Raw genomic sequence first — 24,256 nt, 5'->3', positions numbered from 1 at the left:
TTTCCATAAACGAACCGGGGAGGCTTCACGACTCCCCGTCTCGAGAATCAGCTTAGCCCCAGCTCACGCCAGATCCGCATCACCTGCCGCCGTTCGTCCGCGAACTGATCGCCCGGTATCACCCCGGCGTCCTTCTGCAAGGCCTGCCGGTGGGCGGCGGAACGATAGGCCTTGTAGGCCTCGCGCAACAGGCTGGCGTCTTCGGCCGGCATCAGCCCTTCGTGCTCCAGCTCTTCCAGAATGCGGATATTGTCCGTCCAGCGCAGCAACGGCGGGTGGGTCTGCGACCACGCCAGGGCCGCGTATTGCACCATAAATTCAATATCGACGATACCTCCGGCGTCCTGCTTGAGGTCGAACGGCGCCGTGGCCTCGAAGGCATTCGCCCCGGTGCCGGCGGCGGTGCTCTTGCTGCCGAGGTTGTCGCGCATCTTGGCGCGCATCTCGCTCACTTCCTGTTGCAGTTTCGCCAGATCCCGAGCCTTGCCCAGCACCTGCGCCCGCACGCTCTCGAAGGCCTGGCCGACATCCTGGCTGCCCACCAGCACCCGCGCCCGCACCAGGGCCTGATGTTCCCAGGTCCAGGCTTCATTTTCCTGATAGCGCGCAAACGCGCCGAGCGAACTGACCAGCAACCCGGACGCCCCGGACGGACGCAGGCGCATGTCCACTTCGTACAGCTGGCCGGAGTTGGTCTGCGCCGTCAGCAAGTGAATGATCCGCTGGCCGAGCCGGGTGAAAAACTGCGTGCCATCGATCGGTTTCGGGCCATCGGTTTCGGCCTGCTGATCGCCATCGTGGATGAACACCAGATCCAGATCCGAACCATGCCCCAACTCGATCCCGCCGACTTTTCCATAACCGACAATGATGAAGCCGGGATCGCACAGCGTGCCGTCAGTGCGCAGCGGCGTGCCGTACTTGGCCACGGTCTGGCGCCAGGCCAGGGCCAGCACTTGCTCCAGAATCGCCTCGGCCAGCCAGGTCAGGTAATCGCTGACTTTCATCAACGGCAGGCTGCCGGCGATTTCCGAGGCGGCGACGCGCAAGCGGTGCGCCAGTTTGAAATGACGCAGCGCTTCCATCTGTTGTTCGAGGTCGTCTTCCGGGATCCGGGTCAGGCGCTCGCGCAACTCGGCGGCCAGCTCCGGCGCCAGCGGCGGCTTGAACAGCCGGCCTTCGTTAAGCAGTTCATCGAGCAGCAGCGGGAAACGGGTGATCTGCTCGGCGATCCACGGGCTGGCGGCGCACAGCGTCAGCAAACGCCGCAGCGCGCCGGGGTTTTCGGTCAGCAGCACCAGATAAGCCGAACGCCGGGCCACCGCTTCGACCAACGGCAGCACCCGCTCAAGCACCAGATCGGGATTTTCATGCTCCACCGCCTGGGCGAGCAGGCGCGGAATAAAGGCATCGAGACGTTCGCGCCCCAGACGCTGCATCGCTCGCAACTGCGGGCTGGCGCGCAGGCTCGCCAATGCCTTCAAGGCCTTGGTCGCGTCAGCGAAACCGCCCTCTTCCAGCTGACGACAGGCCGCCTCTTCGTCCTGAGCCTCTTCCCACAGCGGCAGCCATTCACCGCCGACCACCACTTCACTCTCGACGCCTTCGTCCTCATCGGGATCGGCGATCACTTGCGCGAAGTGCCAGGCGACCCGGCCGCGCCAGAACATCAGCTTCTCGTGGAACGCTTCCCAGTCGGCGAAACCGAGCATGAACGCAATGCGCGCCTGATCCTGAGCGCTGTCCGGGAGCATCTGGGTCTGACGATCGGCAATCGCCTGGATCGCGTGTTCGGTGTAACGCAGGAATTCGTAACCTTCGCGCAGCTCGCTGATGACCGCCGGCGGCAGATAGCCCTGCCCTTCGAGCGTGCTCAACACCTTTAATAGAGGGCGCTGTTGCAGACTCAGGTCGCGACCACCGTGAATCAATTGAAAAGCCTGGGCGATGAACTCGACTTCACGGATACCACCGGAGCCCAGCTTGATGTTGTCGGCCATGCCCTTGCGCCGCACTTCCTGCTGAATCAGCTGCTTCATGGTGCGCAGCGCTTCGATCGCCGAGAAGTCCAGATAGCGCCGGTAAACGAACGGCCGCAGCATTTCCTGCAACTGCTCGCCCGCCACCTGATCGCCGGCCACCACCCGCGACTTGATCATCGCGTAGCGTTCCCAGTCGCGGCCCTGATCCTGGTAATACTGCTCCAGCGCATTGAAGCTCAGCACCAGCGCGCCGGACGAGCCGTACGGGCGCAGGCGCATGTCGACGCGAAATACGAAACCGTCGACGGTGATCGGGTCGAGGGCCTTGATCAGGCGCTGGCCGAGGCGGATGAAAAATTCCTGGTTGTCCAGCGGGCGTTTCACGCCGACGGTTTCGCCGCCCTCGGGGTAGGCGAAAATCAGGTCGATGTCCGAAGACAGGTTCAGCTCGACCGCGCCGAGCTTGCCCATGCCGAGGATGACCATTTGCTGTGGTTCGCCGCTACGCCGGCCGGTCGGCGTGCCGAACTGCTCGCAATGGCGGCGGTACAACCATTGATAGGCCTGGTCGATGCTGGCGTCGGCCATGTCCGAGAGATCGCGGCAGGTCTGCACCAGATCGGCCTGGCGGTTGAGGTCGCGCCAGATGATCCGCACCTGATGCCGGGTGCGCTGACGGCGCAGGACGCGGCCCAATTCGTCTTCGGTCTGCGCGGTGCCGACCGCAGCCGCCATCTGCCCGCACAACTCGCCGGGAACGAATGCCCGGTCGAGTTCGCCGGACTGCACCAGCGACAACAACATCAAAGGGTCACGAACGCTCTGTTCAATGACGAAATCGCTGGCGGCGCTGACGCGGGCGAACTGCGCCCAGCGTTCCGGCGTCCAGGAAGAGAAGCCGTGATCGTCTTCCAGTTGCGCGACGGCCGCACGGAACGACTGCTCCGATCGGCTGACCAACGGCAGGAGAATGGCGGGCAGTTCGGCAAGCGCGGGCAGGGTCATGGTCTATCCTTGATCGGCGTGTAAATGGCCGCTTGTAGTGATGAATGAAAAACCGCTACGCGAAGGACTGTCGAACAAAGGTGAGAAATAGCTGAAATTTCTTTTTCTTTGGCAGCCAGCATCAAACTTTCACCTTTTTCGGATGGCTAAAGACCAACCTTAACGATTATTCTCACAACGCAGCTGGAGGCCACAAGCCTTTCATCTGTAGTTTTACTACTCGTCTATACATTCGAGAGGCTGAAATGCCGGATGATTTGTAGTAAAACTACACGCCGCCGGAACAACCTGTCGGCAATCCAAGAATTTTAAATCGTCTGCCCACAAGGCCAGTCGCAAACTCAGGCAACCGATTCTGGAAGCCTTTCCGCCCTGGAGCAAGCCATGCAAGACCTCGATCCCGTCGAAACCCAGGAATGGCTGGACGCCCTGGAATCGGTTCTCGACAAAGAAGGCGAAGACCGTGCTCACTATCTGATGACCCGTATGGGTGAACTGGCAACCCGCAGCGGTTCGCAGCTCCCTTACGCCATCACCACGCCTTACCGCAACACGATCCCCGTTACCCACGAAGCACGCATGCCTGGCGACCTGTTCATGGAACGCCGCATTCGCTCGCTGGTACGCTGGAACGCGATGGCCATGGTAATGCGTACGAACCTGAAAGATTCTGACCTGGGTGGTCACATCTCCAGCTTCGCTTCCAGTGCGACCCTGTACGACATCGGCTTCAACTACTTCTTCCAGGCCCCGACCGACGAACACGGCGGCGACCTGATCTACTTCCAGGGCCACACCTCGCCAGGCGTCTACGCCCGCGCATTCATGGAAGGCCGCATTACCGAAGACCAGATGAACAACTTCCGCCAGGAAGTCGACGGTCAGGGCCTGTCGTCCTATCCGCACCCTTGGCTGATGCCTGACTTCTGGCAGTTCCCGACCGTATCCATGGGTCTGGGTCCGATCCAGGCGATCTACCAGGCACGCTTCATGAAGTACCTGGAACACCGCGGTTTCATCCAGCCGGGCAAACAGAAAGTCTGGTGCTTCCTGGGCGACGGCGAGTGCGACGAGCCGGAATCCCTGGGCGCGATCTCCCTGGCCGGCCGCGAGAAGCTGGACAACCTGATCTTCGTCATCAACTGCAACCTGCAGCGCCTCGACGGCCCGGTTCGCGGCAACGGCAAGATCATCCAGGAACTCGAAGGCGTGTTCCGCGGTGCTCAGTGGAACGTGACCAAAGTCATCTGGGGCCGTTTCTGGGACCCGCTGCTGGCCAAAGACGTCGACGGCATCCTGCAACGTCGCATGGACGAAGTCATCGACGGCGAGTACCAGAACTACAAAGCCAAAGACGGCGCGTTCGTTCGCGAACACTTCTTCAACACGCCTGAACTCAAGGCGATGGTTGCAGACCTGTCCGACGACGAGATCTGGAAACTCAACCGTGGCGGCCACGACCCGTACAAGGTCTACGCGGCGTACCACGAAGCGGTCAACCACAGAGAACAACCGACCGTCATCCTGGCCAAGACCATCAAGGGTTACGGCACCGGTGCGGGCGAAGCGAAGAACACCGCGCACAACACCAAGAAAGTCGACGTCGACAGCCTGAAGCTGTTCCGCGACCGCTTCGACATCCCGGTGAAAGACGAAGAGCTGGAAAACCTGCCGTTCTTCAAGCCGGAGCCAAACAGCGCCGAAGCCCGTTACCTGGCCGAGCGTCGCGCCGCACTGGGCGGCTTCGTGCCTCAGCGTCGCGCCCAGAGCTTCAGCGTGCCGACTCCGGATCTGGACACCCTCAAGGCGATCCTCGACGGTTCCGGCGACCGTGAAATTTCCACCACCATGGCCTTCGTGCGAATCCTCGCGCAACTGGTCAAGGACAAGGAAATCGGTCCGCGCATCGTTCCGATCATCCCGGACGAAGCCCGTACCTTCGGTATGGAAGGCATGTTCCGTCAGCTGGGCATCTACTCGTCCGTCGGCCAGCTCTACGAGCCAGTCGATAAAGACCAGGTGATGTTCTACAAGGAAGACCAGAAAGGTCAGATCCTTGAAGAAGGCATCAACGAAGCAGGCGCCATGAGCTCCTTCATCGCCGCCGGTACTTCGTACTCCAGCCACAACCAGCCAATGCTGCCGTTCTACATCTTCTACTCGATGTTCGGCTTCCAGCGTATCGGCGATCTGGCATGGGCCGCTGGCGACAGCCGTACCCGTGGCTTCCTGATCGGCGGCACCGCCGGCCGTACCACCCTGAACGGTGAAGGCCTGCAGCACGAAGACGGTCACAGCCACCTGCTGGCTGCCACCATCCCGAACTGCCGCACCTACGATCCGACCTACGGCTACGAGCTGGCGGTGATCATTCAGGACGGCATGAAGAAGATGACCGAAGAGCAACAGGACATCTTCTATTACATCACCGTGATGAACGAGTCCTACCAGCAGCCAGCCATGCCGGCCGGTGCCGAAGAAGGCATCAAGAAAGGCATGTACCTGCTGGAAGAAGACACCCGCGATGCGGCGCACCACGTACAGCTGATGGGCTCCGGCACCATCCTGCGTGAAGTCCGTGAAGCGGCGAAGATCCTGCGTGAAGAGTTCAACATCGGCGCCGATGTGTGGAGCGTCACCAGCTTCAACGAACTGCGTCGCGACGGCCTGGCCGTAGAGCGCAGCAACCGTCTGAAACCTGGCCAGAAGCCTAAACAGAGCTACGTCGAAGAATGCCTGAGCGGCCGTAAGGGTCCGGTCATCGCATCGACCGACTACATGAAGCTGTTCGCCGAACAGATCCGTCAGTGGGTACCGTCCAAGGAATTCAAAGTCCTGGGCACCGACGGTTTCGGCCGCAGCGACAGCCGCAAGAAACTGCGTCATTTCTTCGAAGTCGACCGTCATTTCGTGGTGTTGGCAGCCCTGGAAGCACTGGCTGACCGTGGTGATATCGAACCTAAAGTCGTGGCCGAGGCCATTACCAAGTTCGGCATCGACCCGGAAAAACGCAACCCACTGGACTGCTGAGGAGAAACTCTGTGAGCGAACTCATTCGCGTACCTGACATCGGCAGCGGTGAAGGTGAAGTAATCGAACTGTTTGTGAAGGTCGGCGACCGTATCGAAGCCGACCAGAGCATCCTGACTCTGGAATCGGACAAGGCCAGCATGGAAGTGCCGGCCCCGAAAGCCGGCGTCATCAAGAGCCTGAAAGTGAAGCTGGGCGATCGCCTGAAAGAAGGCGACGAACTGCTGGAGCTGGAAGTCGAGGGCGCCGCGCAAGCGGCCCCTGCTGCGGCTGCTGCGCCTGCCGCCAAGGCCGAAGCTGCACCGGCTGCCGCTCCTGCACCGGCTGCACCAGCCGCTGCGCCTGCTGCCGCTTCGGTTCAGCAAGTGCACGTGCCGGACATCGGTTCGTCGGGCAAGGCCCAGATCATCGAGATCCAGGTCAAGGTCGGCGACACCGTCGAGGCTGATCAGTCGCTGATCACCCTGGAATCCGACAAGGCGAGCATGGAAATCCCGTCGCCTGCCGCTGGCGTGGTCAAGGCCATCAGCGTCAAGTTGAACGACGAAGTCGGCACCGGCGACCTGATCCTGGACCTGGAAGTGGCGGGTGCTGTGGCCCCTGCTGCGGCCGCTCCGGCTCAGGCTGCTGCTCCGGCCGCTGCTGCTCCAGCACCTGCCGCCGCGCCAGCCGCACCGGTTGCCGACAGCGTTCAGGACATCCACGTTCCGGACATCGGCTCGGCCGGCAAAGCCAAGATCATCGAAGTGCTGGTCAAGGCTGGCGACAGCGTTGAAGCCGATCAGTCGCTGATCACTCTGGAATCCGACAAGGCGAGCATGGAAATCCCGTCGCCTGCCGCTGGCGTGGTGGAAAGCGTTTCCATCAAGCTGGACGACGAAGTCGGCACCGGCGACCTGATCCTCAAGCTGAAAGTCAAAGGCGCCGCTCCGGCTGCTGCCCCGGCTCCAGCTGCCGCTGCTGCTCCGAGCGCTCCGGCGCCAGCCGCTGCTGCTCCGGCTGCCGCTGCACCTGCTGCTGCCGCTCCGGCCGCTGCTCCAGCCAAGCCTGGTGCGAAAGTTCACGCCGGCCCTGCCGTGCGTCAACTGGCTCGCGAGTTCGGCGTCGAGCTGAGCGCTGTCGGCGCCAGCGGTCCGCACGGTCGCATCCTGAAAGAAGACGTGCAGGTTTACGTCAAAGCCATGATGCAGAAGGCCAAGGAAGCACCGGCCGCTGCTGCTGGCGCAACCGGTGGCGCGGGCATCCCGCCGATTCCGGTCGTCGACTTCAGCCGTTTCGGCGAAATCGAAGAAGTGCCGATGACCCGCCTGATGCAGGTAGGTGCTGCCAACCTGCACCGCAGCTGGCTGAACGTGCCGCACGTAACGCAATTCGACTCGGCGGATATCACCGAGCTGGAAGCGTTCCGCACCGCACAGAAAGCTGTCGCAGAGAAGGCCGGCGTCAAGCTGACCATTCTGCCGCTGCTGCTCAAGTCCTGCGCACACCTGCTCAAGGAACTGCCGGACTTCAACAGCTCGCTGGCACCAAGCGGCAAGGCGATCATCCGCAAGAAATACGTGAACATCGGCTTCGCCGTCGACACCCCGGATGGCCTGCTGGTACCGGTCATCAAGAACGTCGACCAGAAGAGCCTGCTGCAACTGGCCGCCGAGGCCGCTTCCCTGGCTGAAAAAGCCCGGACCAAGAAGCTTTCGTCGGACGAGATGCAAGGCGCCTGCTTCACCATTTCCAGCCTCGGCCACATTGGCGGCACCGGCTTCACGCCGATCGTCAACGCGCCGGAAGTGGCGATTCTCGGTGTTTCCAAGGCAACCATCCAGCCAGTCTGGGACGGCAAAGCCTTCCAGCCGAAACTGATGCTGCCACTGTCGCTGTCCTACGATCACCGTGTGATCAACGGCGCCGCTGCTGCACGCTTCACCAAGCGTCTGAGCGACCTGCTGGCGGACATCCGCACCATCCTGCTGTAAAGCGCTCGGCCCTCCGGCAACGGAGGGCCGACCGTGTTCCACGTTTTCGAGCGCCACACGCTCGTACCTCAACCCCGTCAGTTTGGCGGGGCTTTTTTTTGCCTGAAACAACTGCCACCTGAACTTTTCCCACAACTTGCGCTGAGATAGGCCACGACTCTAGTCCACTTCCTGTCAATATTTCTCAGCGACAGGCAACTAACCTTGGCGCATCAAAGTTGCACCAACAAGCCAGGCAACTTTATTACTCACCAACACTTATTCGAATGGATTCGAACATGCTTAAACCTACTGTCGGCCCGATCATTGGCCACACCACAACTAACCAGGCGCGAATTTTCATTCGTGGCGGACTGCAACATAATGCGTCCGTATTTGCCGGTATTCGTTACCGGCTACTGGATTCGAAACAATGGCAACCCGCCCAGTTTGTCAAACTTGATTCAACCCGCGACATGACGGAAGTATTCGTAATCGATCATCTGAAGGCAGACACCGAATACGAATACCAGACCGGCTGGTTCAGCCCGATGAGTCCCGTCCACACCATCCACAGCGTGGCGGAGTTGCCGCTGCAATGGCCACGGGAGATTTACCGCCTGCGCACCCGCAGCAGCCAGCCTTTGCAGCCGCGCGCTTACATCCTCGGCTCCTGCCGTTACCTGCGCATGACCGCCGGCGTCCCGGTGCTCCCGCATCTGGGCGACCGGATCTTCGCGTCCATCAGCCAGTTGATCGAGGGTGCACAACCGGCAATCAGCGCAATCATGATGTGTGGCGATCAGATCTACGCCGACGACTTGAACCTGTTCGCCCCGGATCGCGACTATGACGAGTTCATTGCAAAGTATCGCGCGGCGTTTTCCCTGCCTAATATTCGACGATTGATGTCCGGCACTTCGACCTACATGATCCTGGACGATCACGAAATAGAAGATAACTGGCCAATGAACGCCCATGAGTCCGATAAAGCGCTCTATCGCAACGCAATGGCGACTTACGATATTTATCAAGCGAGTCATAGCCCGATCTGTTCAACAACAACTAGCGGAACAATTGATCGCACGACACTGAAGCACTATTGGTATCAATTCAGCGATGGCGATATCGAATGGTTTGTGACGGACAGTCGAACTTGCCGCAACTTGTCGAATGACAACCGGCGCATCCTCGATGAAGAACAGGAACAGGCGCTGTGCAAGTGGTTGATCAATAGCCCGGCGCGGGTCAAGTTTGTAGTCACCAGCGTCATGTTCTATCCCGACCGCAAAATGAACGGCGATGATGCCTGGATGGGCTTCCCCGAACAGCGTCTGCGCCTGCTGGAAATCATCCGCCAGCATCGGATCAGGAACGTCGTGTTCATTTCCGGCGATGTGCATGGCTCGCTGACCAGTCGCCTGACCCACAGCGAAGACCCGGACTTTGAAGTGCATACGGTCGTTTCCTCACCGCTGAGCAACAGCAAACTGCTGCCCTACGCCACCGCCGCGACCTTCACGCTCGACCAGCCGCTGGCGCAGACCGAGGCAGGCGAATACCGGCACGAACTGACCAGCGAGGTCGTCAGCCAGGACAACTTCGCGCACATGGTGGTTGAAGCCGGGCGAATCCAGGTCAACTATCACGATCGGGATGGCAGGCACCTGCAATCCATCGATATTCCGTTGCGATAAATCCAGCGGTACGACCGTTCCGGATACCGGAAGGCTCTGGAACGGCCATTTTCACGCTTGGTAGCATTAGTTTCCGGCGGGTGCTGGAGAAATGTTCACTGCAGCCGACATATTCTTATAGCACTTGGCCTTCATGTCTCTTGTCAGTCAGTGCCGCAATGATGCAACCTTGCCGCAGGCAACAGTAAAGAGGGCGCGAGCCCGGCGCGTTCAGCAAATTTCCAAGCGAGTTCCCTTCATGAAGAGCCAACCCGATGCCGCCAGCCGTATGGTGGCCGAGGTAGTGACGCAGTTGCCTGTGCCCTCGCGGCTCGGCATGCTGCGTTTCGAGCGCTTGAATGAAGCCAGTTGGGCCATGTTGTTTCTCGATCCCAACTGTGAACGCCAGTTCGGCCAGCCCGCCGTCGAACTCTGCGCTCTGGTTGGCTCACCCTATGCCAGCCTGATGGAGCCCGAAGCGCGTTATCAACTGCACGACGCGATCCAGCAACAACTCGGCCACAGCCCGCATTATCTGGTGCGCTACACCCTGCACACCGCCGCCGGTGCGCTGAGCATTCTCGAACTCGGTGAAGCCTACAGACAGCACAACCGCCACTTGCTGCGCGGTTACCTGCTGGCGGTCGACAACGTGTTTGACGAGGCACCTTCGCTGCCGTCCGTCGACCTTGAAACCCAGAATTCACGCCTGCAAATCGCCCTGGAGCTCAACCAGCGCGCTCAGCAGGAACAACTGCAGCATCTGGAGCGGGTGCGCGCCCAACAGGATCTGATCCTGTTGCTGGCCCGCCAGCGCTACAGCAGCCAGAACTCCCTGCAGGAAGCTGCCGAGCTGATCACCCGCTGCGCCTGCGATATCTACGAAATCGACTGTGCCAGCCTGTGGAACCTCGAAGGCCAGAAGCTGGTGCCGATTTCGGCCTACCACCGCGCCACCCAGGAATACATCCTGCCGGAGGTGATCGACGTCAGCGGCTTCCCCGATTACATGGAAGCCCTGCACGGCAGCCGCGCCATCGACGCGCACAACGCGATGCGCGACCCGCGTACCCGGGAAATGGCCGAAGCCCTGCGCCCGCGCGACGTCAACGCGATGCTTGACGCCAGCATCCGCGTCGACGGCCAGGTGGTCGGCGTGTTGTGCCTGGAGCAGACCGGCGTTACCCGCGCCTGGCAGTCCGACGAAATCGCCTTTGCCGGTGAACTCGCCGACCAGTTCGCCCAGGTCATCAACAATCACAACCGCCGCACTGCCACCAGCGCGCTGCACCTGTTCCAGCGCGCGGTCGAGCAGAGTGCCAACGCCTTCTTGCTGGTCAACTGCGACGGCGTGGTCGAGTACGTCAACCCGAGCTTCACCGCGATCACCCAGTACACCACCGAGGAAGTCCACGGCCAGCGCCTGTCGGAGTTGCCAGCCCTGGAAAACTTAAGCGAGCTGCTGTTCGACGCGCCGTCGGCGCTGGCCAAGAGCAACAGCTGGCAGGGCGAGTTCAAGAGCCGCCGCAAGAACCTCGAACCCTACTGGGGCCAACTGTCGATCTCCAAGGTCTACGGCGACAACCGTGAGCTGACGCATTACATCGGCATCTACGAAGACATTACCCAGACCAAGCTGGCGCAGCAGCGCATCGAGCGCCTGGCGTATACCGACAACCTGACCAACCTCGGTAACCGACCTGCATTTATCCGCAATCTGGATGAGCGCTTCGCCCGGGATAGCGATACCCCGATCAGCCTGCTGCTGGTGGACATCGACAACTTCAAGCGGATCAACGACAGCCTCGGCCACCAGACCGGCGACAAACTGTTGATCAGCCTGGCTCGACGCCTGCGCAACAGCCTGAGCCCGAGCGGCAGCCTGGCGCGGTTCGCCAGTAACGAATTCGCGGTATTGCTCGACGACACTGACCTTGCCACCGGGCAGCAGATCGCCAACCAATTGCTGGCGACGCTGGATAAACCGATGTTCGTCGACAACCAGTTGATCAGCGTCACCGGCTCCGTGGGCCTGGCCTGCGCGCCGCTGCACGGCCGCGACCCGCAGACCCTGATGCGCAACGCCGGCCTCGCTCTGCACAAGGCCAAGGCCAACGGCAAACATCAGGTGCAGGTGTTCACCGAAGCGCTGAACGCCGAGGCCAGTTACAAACTGTTCGTTGAGAACAACCTGCGCCGCGCTCTGACCCAGAATGAATTGGACGTGTTCTACCAGCCCAAGCTGTGCCTGCGCAGCGGTCGTCTGCTGGGCATGGAAGCGCTGCTGCGCTGGAATCACCCGGAGCGCGGCATGATCCGGCCGGACCAGTTCATCAGCGTCGCCGAAGAAACCGGTCTGATCATTCCGATCGGCAAGTGGATCGCCCGCCAGGCCTGCCGCATGAGCAAAGCGCTGACCGCTGCGGGCATGGGCAACCTGCAAGTGGCGATCAACCTGTCGCCCAAGCAGTTCTCCGACCCGGATCTGGTGGCCTCGATCGCCAACATCCTCAAGGAAGAAGCGCTGCCGGCCAATCTGCTGGAGCTGGAACTGACCGAAGGCCTGCTGCTGGAAGCCACTGAAGATACCCACTTGCAGCTCGACCAGCTCAAGCGTCTGGGCCTGACCCTGGCCATGGACGACTTCGGCACCGGTTACTCGTCGCTCAGTTACCTGAAGAAATTCCCGATCGACATCATCAAGATCGATCGCAGCTTCATCCATGAAATCCCGGACAATCAGGACGACATGGAAATCACCTCCGCCGTGATCGCCATGGCCCACAACCTGAAACTCAAGGTCGTGGCCGAAGGCATCGAGACCGCCGAGCAGCTGGCGTTTCTGCGTCGGCACCGCTGCGACGTCGGCCAGGGCTACCTGTTCGACCGGCCGATTCCGGGCGGCGAGCTGATCCAGGCGCTCAAGCGCTACCCGCGCGGTCCGCTCTCTCTGTAACCCACAGGACACTATCCGCACATTTTGCCTGGTGATTAACCGGGCATCATTGGGCACACTGTGGGTCAGCTTATAGACATCCCATCCTGACTGAGAGGAACGATCATGGTTCTGCGCTCGGAAATTCTGGTGAACAAAAACGTGCTACCGACTAAAGAACAAGCTCTGCCTGGCCGCGAAACCCCGATGGCCCTGCCTGAAAAACACTTTGTTTTCACCGAGACGCCGTTGCTGGGCCCGTTCTTTCAGGACGTCGACTTCGCAATCTTCGGGCTGGGCTGCTTCTGGGGTGCCGAGCGCCGCTTCTGGCAGCGCGAAGGCGTGGTCAGCACCGTGGTCGGTTACGCCGGCGGCTACACGCCGAACCCGACCTACGAAGAGGTCTGCTCGGGCCTGACCGGCCATGCTGAAGTGGTGCTGGTTGTGTATGACAAGGCCAAGGTCAGCTACGAAGAGCTGCTGGCGATGTTCTGGGAATTGCACAACCCGACACAGGGCATGCGCCAGGGCAATGACATCGGCACCCAGTACCGTTCGGTGATCTACGCGACCCATCCGGAGCAACTGGAGGCGGCGTTGAAGAGCAAGGCTGTTTATCAGGCGGAATTGTCGAAGGCGGGTCTGGGTGAGATCAGCACCGAGATTGAACAGGCGCCGACGGTTTACTTCGCCGAGGCCTATCACCAGCAGTATCTGGCGAAAAACCCGGAAGGCTATTGCGGGATTGGCGGCACTGGCGTGTGCATGCCGCCGAGTCTGGCGGGGAACTAAGTCCGCCCTGATCGCTCCCGCGCTATGTGCGGGAGCGATTGACGGTTGATCAGCTCTCGGCGATCAACCAATCCATCTGCCATCCGCCCTGGGTCTGCCCAAGTTTCTTGGACAGCCACGGCAGCAGCTCACGCAATTCTTCCTCCAGCCCCCACGGCGGATTGGCAATCGCCAGGCCAGAGCCGTTAAGGCTGTTCGGCGTATCCAGTGGATGCACCAGCAACTCGACCCGCAGCAACTTCGGCGCACCGGTGCCGGCCAGATCCTGATAGAAACGACGCAATGCGCGCTGATCCTTCACCGGATACCAGATCGCCGCGACGGTCTGGCGCATCCGCGAGATCGCCTCTTTCAGCGACGCCGCACAACGCTGCATCTCGTCGAGCTTCTCGAACGGCGGATCGATCAGCATCACCGCACGCTTCTCGGCCACCGGCAGCAGCGCCCGCGCCACATGCCAGCCCTCGCCCAGATGCACGGCCACACGGCGGTCGCCCTTCATGTTGTCCTTGAGCAGTACGCCGTCTTCCGGGTGCTTCTCGTTGAGCAACACACGATCCTGAGAACGAGTCAGACGCCGCGCCAGCTCCGGCGAACCCGGGTAATAACGCAACTGGCCGTCCGGGTTCATCTCGTGCAGCACTTTCATGTAGTCGGCGGTCAGCGCCGGCAGATCCGGCTGATCCCACAACCGCGCGATGCCTTCCAGATACTCGCCGGTACGGTTGGCCTGATCGCCCTGCAGGTCATACAGACCGATGCCGGCGTGGCTGTCGAGATAGGCAAACGGCTGCTCCTTGCGCGACATCAGGGCAATGAGGCGGGTCAAGGTCAGGTGTTTGAACACATCGGCGTGATTGCCGGCATGGAAGGCGTGACGATAATTCATGGCTGCTCCTGCGAGGGCCGTGAAGTTTACCTTTTACCGGGCGGCAAGTCAGGGGTTGGGGGCTGAGTGGGTGGTCTTGCTGTCGGGTACATCCTTGAGAAACCCCTCACCCTAACCCTCTCCCAAAGGGAGAGGGTACTGACGGAGGTGATCTTTCGGTTTGCATCGACCTGAAAAATCACCGCGACCTAAGGCTTGGCCAAGCCAAGTTCACCACCGAAGTTGCAGGTCGGCGTACGTCACCTATTCACCTTGGTCGGTCCCCTCTCCCTCGGGGAGAGGGCTAGGGTGAGGGGATGGGATCTAAGGCCGGTCACGCAACCTGCGGCCAATCACATCCAAGACATCACAGCCGTCACGCAGCGGAATCACGCAGAGTTGGGCGAAGTCGCTGAGGACGACCGAGTCGCACTCGACCGAGCCGCGCATGCACATGTTTTCCAGGACCTGAATCACGGCGCGGATGCGGTAGTTGGCGGCGTCCATCAGGACATCGAGCGGGGCGTGGGTGTCGATGAACAGCGTGGGCATGTCGTTGCAGTTACTGGTCAGCGCCATGAGGCGGTTGTCGGGATGGGGGATGAAGGGTTCGTAGGGTGGATCGGGTTTCAATGTTGGCACTGGAATGACTCCTAACGTATTGGGTGGTGCCGCCAACTCTCACTTCCACGCATTAGGTGGCGGCTGTACGCAGGTGTGGAAGACCGGGACGTTAGGCACCCGGCGCACTCGAAAGCGCCCCGCGCACAGCCACCAAAAACTCAAACGACAAAAACGTCTGACTGGTGCAGCTTGACGCGCCTAACGATAAAAGGGCTTCCACGCCCTGTCACCGAATTTGCGGTGACAGCCAAAAGACTATCCCCGCATCTCCGCGCCCACCAGTTCACGCAAACCGCCGCAACTCGCAGGAAACGTCCGAAGCCTTTGCCCGGAAATTTCACTCTGACTCGTACCGCAAGTAGTCCAGCAATGCCGAAGCCGACGATTCGTCCGACGCTGAAACCGCAAAAAACCTGACAACCTTGCAGCGCAAGACATCGGCGGGAAACGCCTCGAACAACGCCGGCTGCTCCTCGCTCAACCACTGCAAGGCGTTGTTGATCCGGGCATCATCGCCGAACTGCGCCAGCAGCTTTTCCGGCACCTGCCACCAAGGAAACTCCCGACCCGAGACCTGCGCCCTGCCCCCGATTTCGACGGCCTGACCGTTGATAAAGCCTCGCGTGAGAACCGGCAGCAATTGCCCGGCATCCACCTCGGACGACTCAAGGATCGGCAACAAAAACCGCCCATCCCAGAACCGGAAGAACACCGCTTTCCCGTCCGGCATCAGCACCTGAGTCAAACTGCGAAAGTGCTCGGCCACCACCTCAAGCCCCGCCGAAGAAACCGCCAGCCAACCCCAGTCGCTAGACTCCGTGGTCGCCACCCAATCCAGAAACTCACTGCCCGCGTCGACGATTCCCACGTAGGGCATCACCGCATCCCACTCGGCATAGATCGTTTCCGCCCAGACTGGTTTCGGCATCTGCGCTTTCAGCGGCCAGGATTTCAGCGGTTCTACCGCACTCGAGCTGCTGAAAACCGCGAACAACTGCTCCGAGGGTTTCAGCGGCTGATCCTTCAACCATTGATCAGGCTGCACAGACACCGTCCTTGCAGCGCTCGCATTCTTCACAGAAGGGCGCATCACCTTTCAGGCTCATGATTTGCGCAGCAGTCAGAATCGCAGCCGGGGCTGCCGCCAGTTTTTCCGGCAACCCCGGCACCGTCGGCGCCGCACTCATCGTCGCCATCGGCGCACCACCCACCACAATCGGCACGCTGCTGAAGATCCCGCCCGGGCCGATGTTGATCCACTGCCCGCCCGCCTGAATCGTCGCGCTCGCCCCGCCGTCGATCACCACTTGCTGGCCGGCGCTGACGTGGAATTGAGCACTGGCGTTGATCGCCTGATTGCTCACACGGATGTGCCGGTCGCCGGTCACCGTGAGATGGTCGTCCTGCCTCACCTCGGTCTGGCGCTGGCCGTGGGTGATGCGCTGCTCATCGGCTTTCAGCTCGTGTTTGGCGAGACCGGTGACGACAACGCTGCGCTGGTTATCCACTTGCACCTGCTGATCGTTCAATACGTGCTGGGTCCAGTTTCGCTGGGCCCGCAGGTAGATTTCCTCGGCGCCTTTGCGATCCTCGATGCGTAATTCGTTATAGCCCCCGCCGCCGGGACTACTCTGGCTGCGGAAAATACTGCGGGTCTTGTCGGCCGGCAGATCCAGCGGCACCGGCGTCGCTGCGTTCGGCAGGCAACCCATGACCAGCGGTTTGTCGGCGTCGGAATCGATGAACCCCACCAGCACTTCCATGCCGACCCGCGGTATCAGCACGCTGCCATAACGGTCATGGGCCCAGCCGCTGGCGACCCGCAGCCAGCAGCTGGAATGCTCGTTGAGTTCGCCGTCGCGATCCCAGGCCAGTTGCACCTTGACCCGGCCGTACTCGTCGCAATGGATTTCACTGTCTTGCGGGCCGGTGACCACGGCGGGTTGATAGCCGAGCATCCGTGGTTTTTCCGGGCCCATCGGCGGGCGGAAGAACACGTCCCACGGCGTGGCGAGAAAGGTATTACGGTAACCCTGGAATTCGTCACCCTCGCTGGTGACCGATTCCTCCAGCACTTGCGGCTGTCGGCCACGGTGCTCGATCGCAGTCAGCAGCCAGAGGTCATTCAGATCCTGGCGCGGATGCTCGGTCAGTTGCAGGAAATGTCCACTGACGAGAGCGGATTGATCGCTGCGGCCCTCGGCCTGACGATAGTCGGCGACATGCCGCTCAAGGGTGCGCTGGGCCAGTTGCTTGCCGGTTTCGCGCTCGGTGAACTGGCCGGGAAAGTGGTAATCCTCCAGCACCGGGCGCTGCTCGCTTTCGGCGCGACTTTGCAGCGCCAGCCGGGGTTTGGTGAAGTCGTAATCACGCCGGGTGACCACACTGGTGCGGGTTTCCACTCGAACGGTGAAGCGCTTGATCGCCGGCGCCGCCGCAGCCATGCCACTGCCCGGCAGGTACAGCGTCGGCTCGGCCAGACGGGGGAATACCGTTTGATCGTCGCCGAACACGAGTAGATGCCCATCGGGACTGTGCTGAAAATGGAAATGAATGCCAACTTCGGCACACAGCCGCTGGATGAACGCCAGATCGCTCTCGGCGTACTGCACGCAATATTCACGCGCCGGGTAATCACTGCCGAGGCGAAACTCAAAGGCATCGCGCAGGATCGCGTGATCCTTGAGGATCTGCGTCACGATCTGCGGCACGCTCTGATGCTGGAAAATTCGCTGATTGATCCGGTGACCCAGATAGGCCAGACGCGGAACAAGACTGACGTGATAGCGGGTCAGACGCTTGCCGGAATCCCCCTGCCCAACCCGATAGATCTGACCGTGGATACCGGAACCGTCTTCATCAAAACTCAGAAAAGCCTGACAGTGCAGCAGGTTTTCCAGATCCAGATCCGGCCGTTCACTGACCAGCTCCAGGTCAAAGCGGAAGGGTTGGCTGATGGCTTCCTTGCCCGTGAACTCAAGGACTTTGAGGTCAAACTGGGCGCCTTCGACGCTCAACGTGAAACGCGGTTGATTGGCAGGCGCGAACATCCGATGTCTCTCTGCAGATTGAGGGCGGGCGATTCTGCATGAGGGGCAAGGGGTGCAGGTTGGGTGACTGAAAAATCAGATTTCCCCTACTTGAAACTTCGATCTCCCCTTCAAGAACTGGCGCATTCGACTACAGACATTTCTTTCAGAAATATCACCAAACGCTGTGGGAGCGAGCCTGCTCGCGATAGCGATTGAACATTCAAAATTGATGGTGACTGACTCGACGCTATCGCGAGCAGGCTCGCTCCCACAGGTGGCTCGGGTGAATCCGATAAATCGCAGGCAATAAAAAACGGCCCGCTTCCTGTAGGACGCGGGCCGTTTTCTTTTGAGCCTCAGCTCATTCCCATCACTTGTTCAGATGGAAGTCCTTCTCGGCCGCTTCAAAGCGCTGAACCATACCGGCGCTCGGCTGGCCCATCAGGCTGACCAGGTAGATCGCCAGGCTGGCGAAGATGAAGCCCGGGATGATTTCGTACAGGCCCAGCAGTTCGAAATGCTTCCATACGATCACGGTGATCGCGCCGACCAGGATGCCGGCCAGTGCGCCGTCACGGGTCATCTTCTTCCAGATCACCGAGATCAGCACCACAGGACCGAACGCTGCACCGAAACCGGCCCAGGCGTAGGACACCAGGCCCAGCACGCGGTTGTCCGGGTTGGCGGCCATCGCGATGGCGATCAGTGCAACCAGCAGCACCATGGCGCGACCGACCCAGACCAGCTCGACTTGCGAAGCGGATTTACGCAGGAAAGCCTTGTAGAAGTCTTCGGTCAGGGCGCTCGAGCACACCAGCAACTGGCAGCTCAGGGTGCTCATCACGGCAGCCAGAATGGCCGACAGCAGCACACCGGCGATCCACGGGTTGAACAGCAGCTTCGCCAGTTCGATGAACACACGCTCGTGGTTCTCGGTCACTGGACCCGCGACTTCCGGGTGCGCCGAGAAGTAGGCGATACCGAAGAAGCCCACGGCCACGGTGCCGCCCAGGCACAGGATCATCCAGGTCATGGAGATGCGACGGGCGTTGGCAATCGATTTCACCGAATCAGCGGCCATGAAGCGCGCCAGGATGTGCGGCTGGCCGAAGTAGCCCAGACCCCAGCCCATCAGCGAGATGATGCCGATGAAAGTGGTGCCTTTGAGCATGTCGAAGTTGCTCGGGTCCTGTGCTTCGATGGCCAGGAACGTGGTGTCGACGCCGCCGGTAGCCAGCAGCACGATGATCGGCGTCAGCAGCAGGGCGAAGATCATCAGGGTGGCTTGTACGGTGTCAGTCCAGCTCACCGCGAGGAAACCGCCGACGAAGGTGTAGGCAATCGTCGCCGCAGCACCGGCCCACAGCGCGGTCTCGTAGGACATACCGAAGGTGCTTTCGAACAGGCGGGCACCGGCCACGATGCCGGAAGCGCAATAAATGGTGAAGAACACCAGAATCACCACCGCCGAAATGATGCGCAGCAGACCGCTTTTGTCTTCGAAACGGCTGGAGAAGTAGTCCGGCAGGGTCAGCGCATCGCCGTTGTGCTCGGTTTGAACACGCAGACGGCCGGCGACGAACAGCCAGTTCAGGTAGGCACCGACGATCAGGCCGATGGCGATCCAGCTTTCGGACAGGCCGGACATGTAGATGGCGCCCGGCAGGCCCATCAGCAACCAGCCGCTCATGTCGGAAGCGCCGGCGGACAATGCCGTCACCACGCTGCCCAGGCTGCGGCCACCCAGAATGTAGTCAGAAAGGTTGTTGGTGGAGCGATAGGCCATGAAGCCGATCAGCACCATTGCTGCGATGTAGATCACGAACGTGATCAGGGTTGGATTGCTTGCGCTCATTACGTACGTGCCCTGGCTTTGTTTTTATGTAGCGGCGGCGGTTGCACCGTTTGCAGACTGACGTCTGACAGACGATTCGCACGGCCGCGCATTTATGACCAATGTTTCCCCAGGAAAGCCATTGGCCGGTGCGTCGGGTTTCACCGGTTGCACCTTGGGCGCGAATCCTATGCAACAAAGCAAAACAGGTGCAACCAGTTTCTTGAGAATTAGTTGCACCCAGTCGGATTTATCCTACGGAAGTGGCTTTTTGCTCCCTTTTAACGCAGTGACAACGCTTTTCTAGAAGCAAAAGCACCAAGCAAGAGCAGTACTTTCGTACCAGAAATTATTTCCTGACGAGCTGCAGAATATTCCGACAAAAAAGGGTTGCACCCGGTTGCACCTGTTTCGGCTCGCGGCTAATCTTGCCGCCAGCTGTTGTCGCGCAACTGCGGCACCTATGAGGATAAAAATATGGCTACCACCACCCTTGGGGTCAAACTTGACGACCCGACCCGCGAGCGCCTGAAGGCCGCCGCGACCTCGATTGATCGCACACCGCACTGGCTGATCAAGCAGGCAATTTTCAATTACCTGGAAAAACTCGAGGGTGGTGCAACCCTGACCGAGCTGAACGGTTTGTCCGCCAAGGACACCGACGACGCAGGTGAAGTCCACACCGATCACGCGCACCAATGCTTCCTCGAATTTGCTGAAAGCATCCTGCCGCAATCGGTGCTGCGCGCCTCGATCACCGCCGCTTACCGTCGCCCCGAGCCGGAAGTGGTGCCGATGCTGATCGAGCAGGCGCGCCTGCCGGCGCCGATGGCCGAAGCTACCAACAAACTCGCCGCAACCATCGCGGAAAAACTGCGTAACCAGAAGAGTGCCGGCGGTCGTGCAGGCATTGTTCAGGGCCTGTTGCAGGAATTTTCCCTGTCGTCTCAGGAAGGCGTGGCGCTGATGTGCCTGGCCGAAGCGCTGCTGCGGATCCCGGACAAAGGCACTCGCGATGCGCTGATCCGCGACAAGATCAGCACCGGCAACTGGCAGCCGCACTTGGGCAACAGCCCGTCGCTGTTCGTCAACGCGGCGACCTGGGGTCTGCTGCTGACCGGCAAACTGGTTTCCACTCACAACGAAGCCGGCCTGACTTCGTCCCTGAGCCGCATCATCGGCAAGAGCGGCGAGCCGATGATCCGCAAGGGCGTCGACATGGCCATGCGCCTGATGGGCGAGCAGTTCGTCACCGGCGAAACCATCGCCGAAGCCCTGGCCAATGCGAGCAAGTTCGAAGCCAAGGGCTTCCGTTATTCCTACGACATGCTCGGTGAAGCGGCGCTGACCGAACATGACGCCCAGAAGTACCTGGCCTCGTACGAACAAGCCATTCACTCGATCGGCAAAGCGTCCCACGGCCGTGGGATTTATGAAGGCCCGGGCATCTCGATCAAACTGTCGGCCCTGCACCCGCGTTATAGCCGTGCCCAGTACGAGCGCGTGATGGACGAGCTGTACCCGCGCCTGCTGTCGCTGACCCTGCTGGCCAAGCAATACGACATCGGCCTGAACATCGACGCCGAAGAAGCCGACCGCCTGGAGCTGTCGCTGGATCTGCTCGAGCGCCTGTGCTTCGAGCCGCAACTGACCGGCTGGAACGGCATCGGTTTCGTGATCCAGGCTTACCAGAAGCGCTGCCCGTACGTGATCGACTACGTGATCGACCTCGCTCGCCGCAGCCGTCATCGCCTGATGATCCGTCTGGTGAAAGGCGCTTACTGGGACAGCGAAATCAAGCGCGCCCAGGTCGAAGGCCTGGAAGGCTATCCGGTCTACACCCGCAAGGTGTACACCGACGTTTCCTACATCGCCTGCGCGCGCAAACTGCTGTCGGTGCCGGAAGTTATTTATCCGCAATTTGCCACGCATAACGCCCACACGCTGTCGGCGATTTATCACATTGCCGGTCAGAACTATTACCCGGGCCAGTACGAATTCCAGTGCCTGCACGGCATGGGCGAACCGTTGTACGAGCAGGTTGTAGGCAAGGTTTCCGAAGGCAAGCTGAACCGTCCGTGCCGTGTGTACGCTCCGGTCGGCACCCACGAAACCCTGCTGGCGTACCTCGTACGTCGTCTGCTGGAAAACGGCGCCAACACTTCGTTCGTCAACCGCATTGCCGACCAGTCGATTTCGATCCAGGAACTGGTGGCTGATCCAGTTGCACAGATCGAGCAGATGGCGACCGTGGAAGGTGGTTTCGGCCTGCCGCACCCGCGCATTCCGTTGCCGCGTGACCTGTATGGTTCCGAGCGCGCCAACTCCGCCGGCATCGACATGGCCAACGAACATCGTCTGGCGTCGCTGTCCTGCGCCCTGCTGGCGACTGCGCACAACAACTGGAAAGCCGCGCCGATGCTCGGTTGCGCCTCCAGCAACGAAGCGCCGGCACCGGTGCTGAACCCGTCCGATCTGCGTGACGTGGTCGGCCATGTGCAGGAAGCCACGGTCGAAGACGTCGACAACGCCATTCAATGCGCCCTGAACGCCGCACCGATCTGGCAGGCCACCCCGCCGGCCGAACGTGCCGCGATTCTGGAACGTGCCGCTGACTTGATGGAAGGCGAGATCCAGCCGCTGATGGGCCTGCTGGCCCGCGAGGCCGGCAAGACCTTCGCCAACGCCATCGCCGAAGTCCGCGAAGCGGTCGACTTCCTGCGTTATTACGCGGTGCAGGCACGCAACGATTTCAGCAACGACGCCCACCGCCCACTGGGCCCGGTGGTCTGCATCAGCCCGTGGAACTTCCCGCTGGCGATCTTCAGCGGTCAGGTTGCCGCCGCACTGGCCGCCGGTAACCCGGTGCTGGCCAAACCGGCCGAACAGACTCCGCTGGTCGCCGCACAAGCTGTGCGTCTGCTGCTCGAAGCCGGGATTCCGGAAGGCGTGCTGCAACTGCTGCCGGGTCGCGGTGAAACCGTCGGCGCCGGTCTGGTTGGCGATGAGCGCGTCAAAGGCGTGATGTTCACCGGCTCCACCGAAGTCGCCCGTCTGCTGCAACGCAACATCGCCGGTCGCCTCGACAACCAGGGCCGTCCGATTCCGCTGATCGCCGAAACTGGCGGCCAGAACGCGATGATCGTCGACTCTTCGGCACTGACCGAACAGGTGGTGATCGACGTGGTGTCGTCGGCCTTCGACAGCGCCGGCCAGCGTTGCTCGGCCCTGCGCGTCCTGTGCTTGCAGGAAGATTCCGCAGATCGCGTCATCGAAATGCTTAAAGGTGCGATGGCTGAAAGCCGTCTCGGCAACCCGGAGCGCCTGTCCGTGGACATCGGCCCAGTGATCGACGCCGAAGCCAAGGCCGGTATCGAGAAGCACATCCAGGGCATGCGCGACAAAGGTCGCAACGTGTACCAGGTGGCCATCGCCGATACCGAGGAAGTCAAACGCGGCACCTTCGTCATGCCGACCCTGATCGAGCTGGAAAGCTTCGACGAGCTGCAACGCGAGATCTTCGGCCCGGTGCTGCACGTGGTGCGCTACAAGCGTAAAGAGATCGACCAGTTGATCGCCCAGATCAACGCCTCCGGTTACGGCCTGACCCTCGGCGTGCACACCCGCATCGACGAGACCATCGCCAAGGTGATCGACAACGTCAACGCCGGTAACGTCTACGTCAACCGCAACATCGTCGGTGCGGTGGTCGGCGTCCAGCCGTTCGGTGGCGAAGGCCTGTCGGGTACGGGTCCGAAAGCCGGTGGCCCGCTGTACCTGTACCGTCTGTTGTCGACGCGTCCTACCGATGCCATCGAACAATCCTTCGCTCGCGGTGATGCTGCCGTGGCGCCGGACGTTCGTTTGCGCGATGCCATGAGCAAACCGCTGACCGCCCTGAAAGCATGGGCCGACAGCAACAAGTTCGCCGATCTGAGCACTCTGTGCGTGCAGTACGCAGCCCAGTCGCAAAGCGGCATCACCCGCGTACTGGCCGGCCCGACCGGCGAGAAGAACAGCTACGCCATCCTGCCACGCGAACACGTGCTGTGCCTGGCGGACATCGAAGGTGATCTGCTGACCCAGCTCGCTGCAGTACTGGCGGTAGGCGGTTCGGCAGTCTGGCCGGAATCCGACACCAGCAAGGCATTGTTCGCACGCCTGCCGAAGGAGATTCAGGCGCGGATCAAACTGGTTTCCGACTGGAACAAGGACGACGTGGTGTTCGATGCGGTTCTGCATCACGGCCATTCCGACCAGTTGCGTGCGGTCTGCCAGCAGATCGCCAAGCGTCCCGGCGCCATCGTCGGGGTTCAGGGCCTGTCCCAGGGCGAGACCAACATTGCGCTGGAGCGTCTGGTGATCGAGCGCGCGTTGAGCGTCAACACCGCGGCGGCGGGCGGTAACGCCAGCCTGATGACCATCGGTTAATCAGCAACTCTGTCAGCAACATAAAAATGGGCGCCCTCACCGGCGCCCATTTTTTTGGCCTCTCCATCACCGTTATCAATCTTCCTGTTCAGCCT

The 24,256-nt window shown here is 60.9% G+C and carries 12 protein-coding genes; 6 read left to right on the top strand and 6 right to left on the bottom strand.

Annotation, left to right across the window (positions count from 1 at the left end; translation table 11 throughout):
* Positions 1-47 precede the first annotated feature (47 nt).
* Positions 48-2,987 carry a bifunctional [glutamate--ammonia ligase]-adenylyl-L-tyrosine phosphorylase/[glutamate--ammonia-ligase] adenylyltransferase gene (glnE, locus tag CAF76_RS18835; protein WP_085648050.1) on the bottom strand — a complete coding sequence of 980 codons (2,940 nt, stop codon included), beginning with the start codon at positions 2,985-2,987 and terminating at the stop codon, positions 48-50.
* A 384-nt stretch (positions 2,988-3,371) separates the two neighbouring features.
* Here glnE and aceE point away from each other — a divergent pair, with 384 nt between their 5' ends.
* From aceE to msrA, 5 genes are all read left to right on the top strand, one after another.
* The gene (gene aceE, locus CAF76_RS18830) at positions 3,372-6,017 is read left to right on the top strand and encodes a pyruvate dehydrogenase (acetyl-transferring), homodimeric type (RefSeq protein WP_085648049.1); all 2,646 of its coding nucleotides are present in this window, start codon (positions 3,372-3,374) and stop codon (positions 6,015-6,017) included.
* An 11-nt stretch (positions 6,018-6,028) separates the two neighbouring features.
* Positions 6,029-7,990: a dihydrolipoyllysine-residue acetyltransferase gene (aceF, locus tag CAF76_RS18825; RefSeq protein WP_085648048.1), complete on the top strand. Its 1,962-nt coding sequence runs from the start codon at positions 6,029-6,031 to the stop codon at positions 7,988-7,990.
* A gap of 278 nt (positions 7,991-8,268) precedes the next feature.
* Positions 8,269-9,666 carry an alkaline phosphatase D family protein gene (locus CAF76_RS18820; RefSeq protein WP_085648047.1) on the top strand — a complete coding sequence of 466 codons (1,398 nt, stop codon included), beginning with the start codon at positions 8,269-8,271 and terminating at the stop codon, positions 9,664-9,666.
* Between the two features lie 238 nt (positions 9,667-9,904).
* Positions 9,905-12,601, top strand: a complete 2,697-nt coding sequence (locus tag CAF76_RS18815; RefSeq protein ID WP_039766525.1) for a bifunctional diguanylate cyclase/phosphodiesterase — start codon at positions 9,905-9,907, stop codon at positions 12,599-12,601.
* A 105-nt stretch (positions 12,602-12,706) separates the two neighbouring features.
* Positions 12,707-13,372: a peptide-methionine (S)-S-oxide reductase MsrA gene (gene msrA, locus CAF76_RS18810; RefSeq protein WP_039766523.1), complete on the top strand. Its 666-nt coding sequence runs from the start codon at positions 12,707-12,709 to the stop codon at positions 13,370-13,372.
* 49 nt (positions 13,373-13,421) lie between these two features.
* On the opposite strand, the gene CAF76_RS18805 is transcribed toward msrA, so the two are convergent.
* The 5 genes from CAF76_RS18805 to putP all read right to left on the bottom strand — a co-directional run bounded on the left by CAF76_RS18805 (position 13,422) and on the right by putP (position 19,751).
* A complete protein-coding gene (locus CAF76_RS18805; protein ID WP_064382876.1) occupies positions 13,422-14,261 on the bottom strand; it encodes a 23S rRNA (adenine(2030)-N(6))-methyltransferase RlmJ in 840 nt (279 codons plus the stop codon).
* 303 nt (positions 14,262-14,564) lie between these two features.
* Complete coding sequence (locus CAF76_RS18800) at positions 14,565-14,882, bottom strand: hypothetical protein (protein WP_085648046.1); 318 nt, start codon at positions 14,880-14,882, stop codon at positions 14,565-14,567.
* 319 nt (positions 14,883-15,201) lie between these two features.
* Positions 15,202-15,954 carry a DUF4123 domain-containing protein gene (locus tag CAF76_RS18795; RefSeq protein ID WP_143491821.1) on the bottom strand — a complete coding sequence of 251 codons (753 nt, stop codon included), beginning with the start codon at positions 15,952-15,954 and terminating at the stop codon, positions 15,202-15,204.
* A complete protein-coding gene (locus tag CAF76_RS18790; RefSeq protein WP_085648044.1) occupies positions 15,899-17,914 on the bottom strand; it encodes a type VI secretion system tip protein VgrG in 2,016 nt (671 codons plus the stop codon). The genes CAF76_RS18795 and CAF76_RS18790 overlap by 56 nt, the downstream gene beginning before the upstream one ends.
* 352 nt (positions 17,915-18,266) lie before the next feature.
* Positions 18,267-19,751 (bottom strand): sodium/proline symporter PutP, encoded by a 1,485-nt coding sequence (gene putP / locus CAF76_RS18785; RefSeq protein WP_064592974.1) that lies wholly within the window; start codon positions 19,749-19,751, stop codon positions 18,267-18,269.
* A gap of 456 nt (positions 19,752-20,207) precedes the next feature.
* On the opposite strand from putP, the gene putA reads away from it, so the two are divergent.
* A complete protein-coding gene (gene putA, locus CAF76_RS18780) occupies positions 20,208-24,161 on the top strand; it encodes a trifunctional transcriptional regulator/proline dehydrogenase/L-glutamate gamma-semialdehyde dehydrogenase (RefSeq protein WP_064592972.1) in 3,954 nt (1,317 codons plus the stop codon).
* Positions 24,162-24,256 lie beyond the last annotated feature (95 nt).

Source organism: Pseudomonas sp. B40(2017) (assembly GCF_002112855.1).
GTDB lineage: Bacteria > Pseudomonadota > Gammaproteobacteria > Pseudomonadales > Pseudomonadaceae > Aquipseudomonas > Aquipseudomonas pharyngis.
The sequence above is the reverse complement of the archived record's forward strand: the minus strand, read 5'-3'. Positions and strand labels throughout refer to the sequence as shown.

What these genes read in the sequence shown, in the direction of transcription:
- putP (WP_064592974.1), bottom strand. Translation starts at nt 19,751, where the DNA reads ATGAGCGCAAGCAATCCAACCCTGATCACGTTCGTGATCTACATCGCA.
- CAF76_RS18795 (WP_143491821.1), bottom strand. Translation starts at nt 15,954, where the DNA reads ATGCGCCCTTCTGTGAAGAATGCGAGCGCTGCAAGGACGGTGTCTGTG.
- CAF76_RS18815 (WP_039766525.1), top strand. Translation starts at nt 9,905, where the DNA reads ATGAAGAGCCAACCCGATGCCGCCAGCCGTATGGTGGCCGAGGTAGTG.
- CAF76_RS18820 (WP_085648047.1), top strand. Translation starts at nt 8,269, where the DNA reads ATGCTTAAACCTACTGTCGGCCCGATCATTGGCCACACCACAACTAAC.
- putA (WP_064592972.1), top strand. Translation starts at nt 20,208, where the DNA reads ATGGCTACCACCACCCTTGGGGTCAAACTTGACGACCCGACCCGCGAG.
- CAF76_RS18805 (WP_064382876.1), bottom strand. Translation starts at nt 14,261, where the DNA reads ATGAATTATCGTCACGCCTTCCATGCCGGCAATCACGCCGATGTGTTC.
- aceE (WP_085648049.1), top strand. Translation starts at nt 3,372, where the DNA reads ATGCAAGACCTCGATCCCGTCGAAACCCAGGAATGGCTGGACGCCCTG.
- CAF76_RS18790 (WP_085648044.1), bottom strand. Translation starts at nt 17,914, where the DNA reads ATGTTCGCGCCTGCCAATCAACCGCGTTTCACGTTGAGCGTCGAAGGC.
- msrA (WP_039766523.1), top strand. Translation starts at nt 12,707, where the DNA reads ATGGTTCTGCGCTCGGAAATTCTGGTGAACAAAAACGTGCTACCGACT.
- glnE (WP_085648050.1), bottom strand. Translation starts at nt 2,987, where the DNA reads ATGACCCTGCCCGCGCTTGCCGAACTGCCCGCCATTCTCCTGCCGTTG.